This window comes from Arthrobacter sp. S41 (assembly GCF_004320535.1).
Lineage (GTDB): Bacteria > Actinomycetota > Actinomycetes > Actinomycetales > Micrococcaceae > Glutamicibacter.
In genome coordinates this window covers 1,511,594-1,524,796 of the sequence record NZ_SIHY01000001.1, presented here as the reverse complement: position 1 = coordinate 1,524,796, position 13,203 = coordinate 1,511,594, and the positions used below count along the sequence as shown (strand labels likewise).

The 13,203-nt window shown below is 56.2% G+C and carries 8 protein-coding genes; 4 read left to right on the top strand and 4 right to left on the bottom strand.

All coding sequences use genetic code 11. From position 1 onward, the window contains the following. Window positions 1-42 precede the first annotated feature (42 nt). Window positions 43-1,515: a cardiolipin synthase gene (gene cls / locus EYR88_RS07010; protein WP_207306470.1), complete on the top strand. Its 1,473-nt coding sequence runs from the start codon at window positions 43-45 to the stop codon at window positions 1,513-1,515. Here cls and EYR88_RS07005 read toward each other — a convergent pair. The 4 genes from EYR88_RS07005 to EYR88_RS06990 all read right to left on the bottom strand — a co-directional run bounded on the left by EYR88_RS07005 (window position 1,502) and on the right by EYR88_RS06990 (window position 5,236). Next, a complete protein-coding gene (locus EYR88_RS07005; RefSeq protein WP_131088944.1) occupies window positions 1,502-3,517 on the bottom strand; it encodes a chorismate-binding protein in 2,016 nt (671 codons plus the stop codon). The genes cls and EYR88_RS07005 overlap by 14 nt on opposite strands. After that, entirely contained in the window at window positions 3,504-4,013 is a 510-nt protein-coding gene (locus EYR88_RS07000) for a low molecular weight protein-tyrosine-phosphatase (protein ID WP_060702393.1), read from the bottom strand. Before EYR88_RS07000 ends, EYR88_RS07005 begins: the two co-directional genes overlap by 14 nt. A 90-nt stretch (window positions 4,014-4,103) precedes the next feature. Beyond that, complete coding sequence (locus EYR88_RS06995) at window positions 4,104-4,727, bottom strand: LysE family transporter (RefSeq protein ID WP_022874312.1); 624 nt, start codon at window positions 4,725-4,727, stop codon at window positions 4,104-4,106. Continuing rightward, the gene (locus tag EYR88_RS06990; RefSeq protein WP_022874311.1) at window positions 4,724-5,236 is read right to left on the bottom strand and encodes a MarR family transcriptional regulator; all 513 of its coding nucleotides are present in this window, start codon (window positions 5,234-5,236) and stop codon (window positions 4,724-4,726) included. Before EYR88_RS06990 ends, EYR88_RS06995 begins: the two co-directional genes overlap by 4 nt. A gap of 217 nt (window positions 5,237-5,453) precedes the next feature. Between EYR88_RS06990 and EYR88_RS06985 the strand changes: the two genes are divergently transcribed. The 3 genes from EYR88_RS06985 to pulA all read left to right on the top strand — a co-directional run bounded on the left by EYR88_RS06985 (window position 5,454) and on the right by pulA (window position 12,747). Next, entirely contained in the window at window positions 5,454-7,505 is a 2,052-nt protein-coding gene (locus EYR88_RS06985) for an MMPL family transporter (protein WP_242632477.1), read from the top strand. 288 nt (window positions 7,506-7,793) lie between these two features. After that, window positions 7,794-9,329 (top strand): DEAD/DEAH box helicase, encoded by a 1,536-nt coding sequence (locus tag EYR88_RS06980; protein ID WP_131088942.1) that lies wholly within the window; start codon window positions 7,794-7,796, stop codon window positions 9,327-9,329. A gap of 298 nt (window positions 9,330-9,627) precedes the next feature. Then, window positions 9,628-12,747, top strand: a complete 3,120-nt coding sequence (gene pulA, locus EYR88_RS06975; RefSeq protein ID WP_242632476.1) for a pullulanase-type alpha-1,6-glucosidase — start codon at window positions 9,628-9,630, stop codon at window positions 12,745-12,747. Window positions 12,748-13,203: the final 456 nt, after the last annotated feature.

Here is a 13,203-nt window from a genome sequence, read left to right as displayed (position 1 = left end):
CGAAGGGGTGTACCAGCAGTGTTACCGAGTAATGAAGTACTTATGCAGATCGGTAGCGTGCTGTGGAGCATCCTTGTAGCCATCGAATTGGTGGTCCGTTACTTCATGATCGGTATCGTTCCGGGCAACCGACGCCCCACCACGGCGATGGCTTGGCTCTTGGGAATCTTCTTCCTTCCGGTGGTTGGACTTTTGGCCTACTGGCTTTTTGCTAACCCGCGGCTCTCGCGTAGTCGGTTAGAAAAGCAGCAGCGTGCCCACGAGCAAATCATTGACGCCACCAAGCACATGGAGTTGCCTGAAGAATTTCACTCCCAAGAAGAGTGGGTTGAATCTGCGGTCAGCCTGAACCGTAACTTAGGTGCTATGCCCCTAGAAGGTGGCAACAGTGTTGAGGTTATTTCTGACTACCGTTACTCGATGGAGTCGATGCGTCATGAAATCGACAAAGCAACACGCTACATCCACATTCAGTTCTACATCATGGGCGACGACGAAGAATATGTTGGCCCAGTCCTTGAAGCACTAGAACGCGCGGCACAACGTGGTGTGCACGTGCGCCTGCTCTTTGACCACCTAGGTACCTTGCGAGTTAAGGGCTATGGCGAGTTGAAAAAACGTCTAAAAAAGTCAGGGATCAACTGGCGTCCCATGCTTCCCATTGACTTGATTGGTCGGCGCTGGCGCCGCCCAGACTTGCGTAACCACCGCAAGATTTTGGTCATTGATGGCGAGGTCGGTTTCACCGGGAGCCAGAACCTGATTGAACCGGGTTACAAGCGTAAGTCTTCGCATAAGGTCGGACGCGAGTGGGTCGAAATGATGCTGCGCGTTGAAGGTCCTTTGGTTCGCAGCTTGGACGTGACCTTTGCTATTGACTGGTGGCAGGAAGAAAACGACCAAGAAGTCCTGATGGACATGAACGAGGCCAGGCACCCGTTGGCCTACGAAGAACGTCCCGGGTCAACCTTGGCGCAGCTACTTCCAAGCGGTCCGGGCTTCGGCAAGGAAAATAACCTACGCCTGTTTAATACGCTGATCTACTCGGCCTCCGAGCGCTTGGAAATCACCAGCCCGTACTTTGTGCCAGATGATTCCATGCTCTACGCAATTACTACTGCAGCCCAGCGCGGGGTAGAAGTTGAACTTTTTGTCTGTGAAGAAGGCGACCAGTTCCTGGTTCACCACGCGCAGCAGTCCTACTACCAGCAACTTCTCGAAGCTGGTGTACGTATTCACTGCTACCCAGCGCCGATGGTTCTGCACACCAAGTGCTTCACTGTTGATGACGAAGTGGCGGTCGTCGGATCCTCAAATATGGATATGCGTTCCTTCAGCCTGAACATGGAAATTTCCGTGATGCTCTTGGGCAAGGAGATGGTCAACGCGGTCAACGAAGTACAGAATCACTACCGCGAGATTTCTACGGAAATCACTTTGGGGCAGTGGCGCCGTCGTCCACGAATGCAGCGCTGGATAGACAACGTAGCCCGCCTCACCGCTACGTTGCAGTAGGCTGCGGGAAGCTGGCGCCGAGGGCTTGAAGGACACCACGGGATTTGGTGATGACCTCTTCCCACTCTTCTTGTGGAACTGAGTCTGCGGTAATTGCTCCGCCCAGCCCCAAAGATAATCGCCACGACGCATCAGGCAAACGGTCACAAACCAGTGTGCGGATAACTACGGAGAAGTCGGCAGCACCGTCGGCTCCGAAATAGCCCACCGCCCCGGAGTACAGGCCGCGGGCACGGTGCTCTTCGAGCTCATCAAGGATGTTCATCGTGGACAGCTTTGGGGCACCGGTCATTGATCCCGGTGGGAAGGCTTCGCGCAAGGCCCCAGCCGCCAGTTCTGGCTGACTCAGGGTGGCGTCGATGGTGGAGACCATTTGATGCACCGTTGCGTAGCTTTCCACAGAGCACAACCGTGTCACCTTGACGGATCCGGGCACTGCGTAATGTGAGAGATCATTGCGCAGAAGATCAACAATCATGATGTTTTCTGCGCGGTCTTTTGGATGCGTTGCTAGATCATGTTTGAGTGCCAGGTCTGAGACTTCGGTGACGCCGCGTGGTCGTGTGCCCTTGATGGGTTCAGCACGTAGCTGCCCATCGTTAGACAGAGCCAAAAAACGTTCTGGAGAGATACTTGCGACTTCAAGGTCAGCTAACTTCAAGTAGTGAGCAAAGGGCGCCGGGCTGCTAAGGCGCATCCTGCAATAGGCTTCGAACGGATCAAAGTCTTGGGCAACGGCGGTCAACTCGGTGGTCAGGCAGACTTCGTAAGTGTTGCCCTCATAGATTTCGTGTTGCGCAGCGAGGATTTTGGTTTGGTAACCGGCTGCGGTGTCAGCACATACAAATTCAGGTATCGGTAGTGTTTTGCTCCGGCGATCTTGCGGTGGATTGCCAAGAAGGATGGACAGCTGCGCGGAAGGTTTGCTGGCACTGTGTAAATGCATCTGGGAGCTCAGATGATCAATGACCATGATGGTGTCCGGAGCGAAAAATTGCGCGTCGGGACGCGTTTGTCCCGGAGAGATTTCTGCGCTGATATTTGAGGCTGCGACTTCGCGCTTGAGCTCATAGCCGAGGTAGCCCACCCATAGTGGCAGTGGGTAGTCGGTGTGCAACTGGTTTTTTGAGGGCCAGAGGGAGCCTAGTGAGTCAAAGAAATTTTGACCGAGTTGAAGGCGCGCCCCGCCCACGGTGATGTAGGCTCCTGATTCGTTGGCCCCGAGGATTGGCGGTTGAGCACTGGTTGCAAAAGCGAGGATGGAATAGCGGTTGCGCCCCAGCGGATCATCAAGGTGCTGGCTGGTGGATTCCAAAAGAGCAGCGTGGGGTAACTGGGCTGTGAGCTGTTCAAAAAGTGCAGCCACATCAACTGGTGCCTGATAACTTTGGCGCAATGTAGGCAGGTTGGAGCCCTGAGCCGTACCGCCAAAAAGTTCCTTGATCGCTTCGGGCAAGAAATGGCTGGCGCCCAAAAGCGAGTTGAGCGGATCAGCAACTTCGGAAGTATCAATGAACAGCAGCGCATGATCAGCAGGTGAGTGAGTCTGAAGATAAACAGATTCTTGCTCTGCCCACGTAGACCAGTACGGGCGGTAGGTTTGACCGTCCCGGGCTAAAGCGCGTTCGCGGCGAAAATCTTCCGGTGCTGCAAGCCAGATGCCGAAGTTTATGATTTCGCGGGCTTGGTCGTTGAGTGCTCCGACGCCTTCAATGATGAGAATGTCGGCGGCCGTGAACTCGTGGTGCTCTCCAAGGCGATCGTTTGCCCAATCCCAGGTGGAGTAGGTGACTGTTTCTCCTGCGGCTAAGGCGGGTAGTAGGTCGTTGTACATCCGCCGGGCATCGGCGAGGCCGTGCCACCCATGGTAGAGGTCTTCAAGGCGCAGGATATTTACAGAAGAGAACTCTGAAAGGTGCTGCGCTAGTGATGATGCGAAGGTGCTTTTGCCTGAACCGGAGCGTCCATCAATGGCAATGAAAGTTGGTCTAGCGGTTTCCACGAGAAGCGATATTACTCCGCACGTAATCTACAAGGGCTGGCAGGGAAGCAGAAATAAGTTTCCAGGTTTCACGGAAGTCGCCGGCATCGCCATACCAGGGGTCGTAAACGCCCTGGCGGTCATGCGGCGAGCTGGCGGCCTGCGGATCAAAGGAGCGGAACATGCGCAGCTGAGGTCGTTGCGACGGGTCGAGCTCCGCCAACTCTGGTACCAGTTCTTCGAAGTGGTCGGTGTCCATGGCCAGGACGAGGTCCATATCGGCCAATTCATCGGCGTCGATTTGGGCAGCGACATGTTCTGAGGCGTCCAGTCCATGGCTGTGCAGGATGCTGGCGGCGCGCTCGTCGATGGGGTTGCCGACTTCGCCGTCGGTGATGGCCCGCGAGAGCACTTGAACTTCGTTGACATCGGCATTAACCAAGGCGTCTTTGAGCATGTACTCGGCCATAGGCGAACGGCAGATATTCCCCGTGCACACGATCATTATCCGGAACATGGCATCAGTCTATGGGCACAAGCGCTCTGGTGCGATAGCTACGCGCCCGAAAGTCGGGCATAAATCGGTAACGTTTCAGGGTTGATGCCGCTAGTGCAGGAACAGCAGCAGAAGAGCGACAAGGATGAACAGGACCCCGAAGAGGATGTTCAGCATCTTTGCGCCGCGGTAGGTGGCGGTGAAGCGCTGGAAAGTGCGTGCGGTTCCGGCAAAGAAGAAGTACATCACCAGGATGTCCACGGCGATGACCGTTCCGATGTACAACGCGTATTGACCCAGCAGCGGTTGATCTGCGTTGATGAATTGCGGGGTGAAAGCCAAGAAGAACACGATGGCCTTGGGATTGAGCAAGTTGACCAGGATCCCGCGGTTGAGCATCACGCGTCGGGTCAGCTGCCGCCCCGAGGTGGTTCCATCGGAGGCCACTTCCGGTTTGGACAGCAGCATTCGGATTCCCAGATACACCAGGTAGGCCGCTCCGGCATATCGGATGATGGCAAAGAGCGCTGGGCTATTGGCTACCAGGATTCCAACGCCGGCGGCGACAATCACTACATGGATGAGCAAGGCGATTTGCTGTCCGAGGATGCCCCAGATGGAGGCACGCCAGCCTTGGCGCATCGAATTGTTCATGGTGTTGATGGCGCCAGCACCGGGAGTGAAGCTGATGATGATGCAGGCGCTGAGCAGGGAAAACCACAGTGAAAGAGTCACCGGTTAATGCTAGTGCCCGCTGGCGGGTTCGAGGGATTCGCGGGACTTTGCGTTACGGCTTCTTGACGGGCAGCGTCGACCCCGGCGATGGCATCGTTCATGAAGCGGGTAACGATCTGGAGTTCTTGGTCGTTGTAGGTGCCGATGACTTCCATCATTTTCATGCCCAGCGGCATGAACATTTGGCGTCCCTTGAGCCGGGCCTTGTCGGTTGGAGAGATCCGGATGACTCGTCGATCCTGGTCGGAGCGCAACCGTTCAATCATGCCCAGGCGTGCGAGGCGGTCCAGCATCGCAGTGGTGGCGGGGGAACTCAATTGCAGTTCATGGCTCAGGTCCTTGGGGGACGGCAGTGCTCCGCGTTGCTGGTACTTCATGATGATGGACAGGGCGTTCATGTCCGTTCGGTGGGTGCCGAATTGCGCTCCCGTGGATTCAACATAGCGGTCGGTTGCCTGGCTGAATTCCTGTAGGAGCACCACCAGCTGCTGGTAGTCGCTTGCAGTCATAGCCGCAATCCTAAACCGTTTTGGCCCGTGTCCAGAAAAAATAGTTCGATGGTGGAACTATCTAGGGTAATGTTGGATTCACATCGAGGATCGATGCGCAGAGCGCGACTATGAATGAGGAAACGCGAAAGTGCCACAACAAACCCAGCTAGCAAACGGCTCGTCCACTACCAGAAAAAGAAAAAGCATAGGTATAAGAGCTGGAATCTACGCTGTCTTGATTCTGCTATGGCTCGGCGTGGCTGGACTTGGCGGACCCACTTTCGGGAAGCTTTCCGAAGTCCAGACCAATGACCAGACCTCTTTCCTTCCGGCCAGCGCAGAAGCCACCCGGGCCCTTGAATGGCAGAACAAATTCCAAACTTCTGAAGCGATCCCCGCCGTCGTGGTCCTAACCGGCACGGGGAAACTCGAGGCTTCTGCCGTCACTGCGCTCGCCGAAAAGCTTGCCGGCTTCACATACCTCGAAGGGGATGTGGTTGGACCGTTTATTTCCAAGGACGGGCAAGCTGCTGAACTGCTCGTACCAATCTCCGGCGAGACCGAAGCCAAAGAAGGCGTCGAGGAACTGCGCTCCCTGATCGCCGCGGAAAAGCCCGAAGGCACCACTGCCTACGTGACGGGACCGGCAGGGTTCAGCGCGGACTTGGCTGAGGCCTTCGGCGGCATCGACGGTGTGCTGCTGGGCGTGGCACTGGCAGCGGTGCTGGTTATCCTGCTGCTGGTCTATCGCTCGTTGTTGCTGCCCATCACGGTGCTGATGACCTCGATGGTTGCCCTCTGCGCCGCGATTCTGAGCGTCTATTTCATGGCCTCGGAAGGCTGGATCCGGTTGGATGGCCAGGCCCAAGGCATCCTTTCCATTCTGGTGATTGGCGCGGCCACGGATTACTCGTTGCTCTTTGTCGCACGGCACAAGGAAGCCTTGGTCTCCGGCGCTGACAAGTGGCAGGCAGTGTCCACGGCGTTCAAGAGCTCGCTGGAGCCGATTGTCGCGTCGGGTGGCACCGTCACCGTGGGCCTGCTATGCCTGCTCTTCTCGGATTTGAACTCCAACAAGGCTCTGGGGCCCATCGGCGCTTCGGGCATCATCTTCTCGATTATTGCCGCACTGACCTTCTTGCCAGCAGTACTGGGGCTCTTGGGCAGGGCCGCCTACTGGCCATTTGCTCCCAAGCCTCAAAGCGCTCCCCAAGACCCGGGGATCCCGGCGGGCCTGTGGGGCAGGATCGCTGGATTTGTCGCCCGGCATCCACGGCCGATTTGGATGATCACTGTTGTCGTCTTGGCCGCGGGAGTGCTGGGTGTCACCGGGCTCAAGGCCCACGGAGTGCCTCAAAGCGAACTGGTGGTTGGCGGTTCCGAAGCCCGGGATGGCCAGGTAGCGCTGGGCGAGCATTTCCCGGGAGGAACTGGCTCCCCGGCAACGGTGATTGTTGATCAAGCAGATGCCCAGGCAACCCTGGACAAGGCTCTTGATGTGACGGGCGTTGACTCAGCGTACCTGCAGGCCGAAAATGGCGGCCCTGCACTTGCCGAGCGCGGAATTGAGCCGTATGAGGTCCAGGGGCGGAACCTCATTTCTGTGACCCTGGCCGATGCCGCCGACTCCGATGAGGCCAAGCAAACTATCGTTGCGCTGCGCGATGCAGTGCACCAGGTCAATTCGCAAGCGCTGGTTGGCGGCACCACCGCCACGCAGCTCGATACCAATGCAACGGCGCAGGCGGACCTCTACAAGATCATCCCCACGACTCTGGGCGCGATCTTTGTGATTCTGATGCTGCTCTTGCGCTCGGTGCTCGCGCCATTGCTCTTGATGATCACCACGGTGCTCTCCTATGGAACGGCCATGGGTGTTAGCGCGTTGGTCTTCAATAATGTCTTCAACTATGTTGGCGCGGATCCTTCGGTGCCGTTGTTCGGCTTTGTATTCCTGGTAGCGCTGGGCGTGGATTACAACATTTTCCTCATGACTAGAGTGCGCGAGGAGTCCTTGAAGATCGGCACCTATGAAGGCATGCGCCGCGGGCTGCAGGTCACCGGCGGCGTGATCACATCTGCAGGTGTTGTCCTTGCAGCAACCTTCGCCGCACTAGGGGTTGTACCCATCATGTTCCTGGGACAACTGGGGTTCATTGTTGCCTTCGGCGTGCTTCTTGACACTTTTATTGTCCGCAGCCTGCTAGTGCCAGCACTGGTGGAGGAGATTGGGCCAAAGGTCTGGTGGCCCTCCAAATTGGCACGCAAAATTGGCGCCAGCAAGTAGCGGGAACGTGGTGAAAGTCTCCGGCATATCAAGGGCAAGGCGGGGATGGTCACAGGCCAATCAGGTTCAAGCACTGTAGAGTGGATACTTGTGCACCTCCGGATTTGACCGGATGCATGCGTCGACAGTTTAGATTTCCCCTCCAGCTGATTCCCCGGAATGATTCCGTGCGGATTCACCGGTGGTTGCAGGCCAGAACGATGGCCCTGCGCGGTGCGGACTTCCTCCTGGCTCGGCGAGACCCAGCGCCACGGCTCGTGGCGTGCGAATCAGAGAGAAAGCTTGAATATGTCCGTAACTTTTAGCGCCCTGGGCGTGCCCGGAAACCTTGCCAAAGTCCTTTCCGAGAGCGGAATCGAAACCCCCTTCCCGATTCAGGAAGCCACCTTGCCATCCACATTGGCTGGCGGAGATGTTCTTGGCCGCGGACAGACCGGTTCCGGCAAGACCTTGGCTTTCTCGTTGCCACTGGTCGCTCGCTTGGCACAGCGTCCCCAGCGCCGCAAGGCCCGCTTCCCCCGCGCATTGATCATGGCGCCAACCCGTGAATTGGCAACCCAGATCGCGAAGACTGTCGATCCCCTGGCGAAGGCTAGCGGCCTGCGCACCACCGTCATCTACGGCGGCGTGGCTCAGAGCCGTCAGGAAAAGGCCATGAATGAGGGCGTTGACATTGTCATCGCTTGCCCAGGTCGTCTTGATGACCTGATCAAGCAGAAGATCGTTGACCTTTCCCAGCTTGAAATCTCCGTACTGGACGAAGCTGACCACATGGCAGATATGGGCTTCTTGCCTGTAGTTCGCCGCATCATGGACCGTATGCCAACCGGCATCCAGCACATGCTGTTCTCTGCTACTTTGGACAACGGCGTGGACAAGGTCGTCAAGCGTTACCTGAGCAACCCAACCATTCACTCGGTGGATGCGCCTCAGGCTGCTGTGAACACCATGGAGCACCACGTTTTTGTTATCGGCAACGATGACAAGAAAGAACTGATCCGTATTCTGGCTCAGGGCACCGCACGCCGCATCATGTTCATGCGCACCAAGCACCACGCAAAGAAGATGGCTCTTGCACTCTCCAAGGCTGGCGTTCCAGCGGTGGACCTGCACGGCAACCTCTCGCAGAATGCCCGTGACCGCAACCTGGCAGCCTTTGCTTCCGGCGAAGCTAAGGTTCTTGTAGCTACCGACGTTGCCGCCCGTGGCGTCCACGTTGATGGTGTGGAACTGGTTGTTCACGTTGATCCACCAGCAGAGCACAAGGCTTACACCCACCGCTCGGGCCGTACCGCCCGTGCAGGTTCGGATGGAACCGTAGTTACCATTTGCACCCCTGATCAGCAGGGCGACGTTGCTTCGTTGCTGAAGCAGGCTGGCCTGAAGGTACCTTTCGAAAAGGTCAACCTGAACTCGCCAGTTGTTGCCAAGGTTGTTGGCGAAGTTGCTGAGCACGTTGCCTACGTTGCTCCAGCACAGCAGACCCGTAACCCAGCTAAGAAGAAGCCAGCTGGCGAATCTTCGAACGCTCGTGGTGGCCGCGGTGGCGGACGCAATGTTCGCGGTGGCGAAGGTCAGTCCCGCGGTGGCGAACGTCGTCGCTCGGATCGTGACGGCGCATCGAGCCAGTCTGAGCGTCCAGCACGCGAAGCACGTGGTGGCAACGCTGATCGTCCAGCACGTTCAGCTCGCGGTGCAAACACAGAGCGTCCATCGAACGCTTCACGCGGATCGCGTGCTGGTGGTCGCAACGCTTCAGCACCGACCGGTGGCCGTTCACGCGGACCACGTCGCGCTTCGAGCCCGACCACTAGCGGTCGCTAAAACTAAATAGTCATCACGAAGCCCTGGACAGCAAAAGCTGTCCAGGGCTTCGTGTTTTAAGCGCTCAAAAAGTGGCAATCAAGATGGGCGATGTCCCTCGTCTTGAGGTTCTACTGCAAGCGTTTTCTATGGAAAAAGATGGAAAACTTCCATAAAGATTGCCAGTTGACCTCCTTATTGATGTAAATGTTGAAAACGCTTGCACTCTGTGAATACTGCTAAGTAGTGTGGTCTGAATCACTGGCCTGCCACTTGTTGTGGCGCGCCATCAGCACTGTCGAATTCAATGGAGCATTTCGTGAACAGCACTAGCGCTACTTTCTCTGCGCGCCAACATCATTCACCCCCGCAGTACCCAAAGCGCACATGGCGCCGCTGGCTGACTGCTTTGACTGCCACTCCGGTACTGGTGCTGGCGCCGGTCTCACCGTTGGCTCTGGTGGCCGCTTCGGCTAACGGACCCACAGTCACCTTGGTTGGCAGTTTTCAAGATGAACTGGGTTGCGGTACCGAATGGGAAGCAAGCTGTGCAGCAACAGCGATGACTGATGCTGACGGGGACGGAACGTACGAGTTCGCCACCGACAAGATCCCCACTGGAACCTACGAGTTCAAGGTGGCACACAATGGTGGTTGGGATGAGAACTATGGGTTGGGCGGAGCCCTTGGAGGCGGAAACTACAGTCTTTCGGTCAAGTCGGGCGACTCGGTAACCTTCAGCTACGATTCAACAACTCATCTAGTGCAGGTTGATGGCACTAGTGCGACGATTGCCGGGGTTGGGCAATCCAAAGCGCAGTGGATCTCTGCCGATACGATTGCCATCCCGCGAGACTTAGGTAGCGGGGAAAGCTATGCTCTCTACGCTTCGAAAGATGCCAAGCTGAGGTTGGACGGGGAGGAAATTTCCGGAGCGAAACCGATTGAACTCAAAGGAGTTATCAGCGGGCTCACCGAAGCGCAGCGCAAGAAATTCCCACACCTAGCCGACTACCGCGCACTGCGCGTGAACATGTCGCGGGAAGTTACTGCAGCCGTCTTGCGCTCACAATTGGCCTTGGCGCGTTGGGATGTTCAAGACGGAGCCAAGAAGCTCACCGCATTCACCGCACTGCAAACCTCCGGTGCCATTGATGATCTCTATGCGACGGCACTTCAAAAAGTAGAACTTGGCGTGAGCTTCACCGGCAAACGACCAACCTTCAGGCTTTGGGCACCCACTGCCCATGAAACGACGCTGTTGATCACCGACCAAAACGAGAAGACAACCCGGCATCAAGCCAGCTACGACGCAGCTAGTGGAGCATGGACCGTCAACGGTAAGCCACAGATGGCGGAAGCCAAATACCGGTGGGAAGTACGGGTCTTTGTTCCCGAGACCGGCAAGATCGAGACCAATATTGTCACCGACCCTTACTCGGTTGCCTTAACGACGAACTCCACTCAGTCCGTGGCAGTGAACTTGGAAGATCCTAAGCATCAGCCCAAGCAGTGGCGCAAAGCCGAAGCAAATGATGTTCAGAAAGATGTGGACCGCAGCATCTACGAGCTTCAAATCCGTGACTTCTCAGTCTCCGACTCATCGGTGACAGAAAATCTTCGGGGTCGTTTTGGAGCCTTTGGTGCCAACGGTGCAGGAAGCAAGCAACTTCAAGAACTGTCGGACGCAGGTTTGACCACTGTGCACCTGCTGCCAAGTTTTGATATCGCGACAATCCAAGAGGATGAAAAGCAGCGAACTGAAACTGACTGCAAGTTGCAGTCCTTGCCTGCCGCCTCAAGTGAACAGCAAGAATGCGTCACCGCTCATGCAGGCGAAGATGGATTCAACTGGGGATATGATCCTTTCCACTTCATGGCACCGGAGGGATCCTACGCGACTAATCCCGAAGGAGCGCAGCGTGTAGAAGAGTTCCGTGGCATGGTTGGATCCCTGCACAGCATGGGACTGGAAGTTGTGTTGGACCAGGTCTTTAACCACACCGCGGCCTCTGGTCAGGCAGAGAAGAGTGTGTTCGACAAAATCGTGCCCGGATACTATCACCGACTGGACGCCGCCGGCAACGTAGAAACCTCGACCTGTTGTGAAAATCTAGCGACGGAACATGCGGCCGCACAGAAGCTCATGGTTGATTCACTGGTGCTGTGGGCCAAGGACTACAAGGTTGACGGTTTCCGCTTTGACCTCATGGGGCATCATTCACGCGAAACCATGGAGGCTGCGCGCAGTGCATTAGATGAACTCTCACCTACACGCGATGGTGTGGATGGAAAGTCCATCTACCTCTACGGCGAGGGCTGGAACTTTGGGGAAGTAGCCAACAACGCCCGGTTCTATCAAGCCACCCAAGGTCAACTCAACGGTACCGGCATCGGTACCTTTAACGACCGGCTGCGCGACGCGGTCCACGGTGGCAGTCCGGTGGATTCATCATCAACCTTCCGTCAGGGCTTCGGTACCGGACTGGGCACAGACCCTAACGGGAACGAGGTTAATGGAAGTACCGAAGAAGCGCTCAAAGATCTAAGCCATGAAACGGACCTGGTGCGTTTGGGCTTGGCTGGCAATCTTGCCGGATTCGAATTCCTCGCTGCCGATGGCAAGGTGCACCGTGGTGACGAATTGGATTACCGCGGATCTGCTGCTGGTTATGCCTCGCAACCTGGAGAAGTAATCAACTATGTTGATGCGCACGACAACGAGACACTCTACGATCTCACCGTGCTCAAGCTGCCTCTCGAAACTTCCATGGAGGATCGTGTGCGAATGAATACGTTGTCCCAAGCTGCGGTGATGTATTCGCAGGCTGTTCCTTTCTGGCATGCCGGAACAGAACTGTTGCGCTCAAAATCTCTAGACCGAAATAGCTATGACTCGGGGGACTGGTTTAACCGAATCGACTTCTCCGGCCAGGAAAATACGTTCGGTTCTGGTCTACCTCCCAAGGCTGATAACGGTGAGAAATGGGATCTGATGGCACCGCTGTTGGAAGATCCTGAGCTCAAGCCAGATGCCAAAGCGATGTCCCAAGCTGAAGGTGCAGCTCTTGACCTCTTGCGTACCCGCAATGAAGTTGGCCTCTTGAGGTTAGGAACTGCCGAGCTGATTGAGCAGAAGGTTAGCTTCCCGCTCAGCGGTCCAAAGGCGGATCCGGGAATTATCGTGATGCGCATTGACGATACCGTGGGTGCAGATGCGGACAGCAAGCATGATGGGGCCTTGGTCGTTTTTAACGCTTCTCCTGAAGAGAAAACACAAACCCTTAAGGACCTCGTTGGGCGCGAGTATTCGCTTGCCTCTGCACTGGAAGATGGAAGCGATCAGCGAGTAAAGTCGACTTCCTTCAAGAGCGAGAGTGGCGAACTTTCGATTCCTGCGCGCACCGCCGCGGTGCTCGTGGAAGCTGAAAGCGACTAAAAGTCTTGGGTTAGTTATTTGATCAGCCGATCGCTTGCTCAGCTCTTGCGAAGCTCAATTCAAATAACTACATAGCTGGCCACGCTCATAGCGAACAACCCACCCTCGCCTCGGCAAGGGTGGGTTGTTCGTTGCCAAAGACAAAGTAGGAAATTGATCCCACGAAGCGGAAGTAAGGGAATGCAACCCGCGGTGGATTTGGTCCTCGGACTAACTGTGCTGGGCGCCTATGAAAGTCACATAACGTTGTGATTGCCCAAGCCAGCTGGATAATTCTGTAGCCCATCACGACAACTTGGGATTCAGGAAGAAGTCTTTGATTCATCGCATCTAGGGCAGTTAGTGGCGTCCGCGTAGCTGGGAGAGAAATTTTTTTGCGGTAGGGGAATTATTCGCTCACCTCACCCGTTGAACAGAGCAGAACGCAAAGTTGAGTGAGGTTGGCTCAAGTTGATT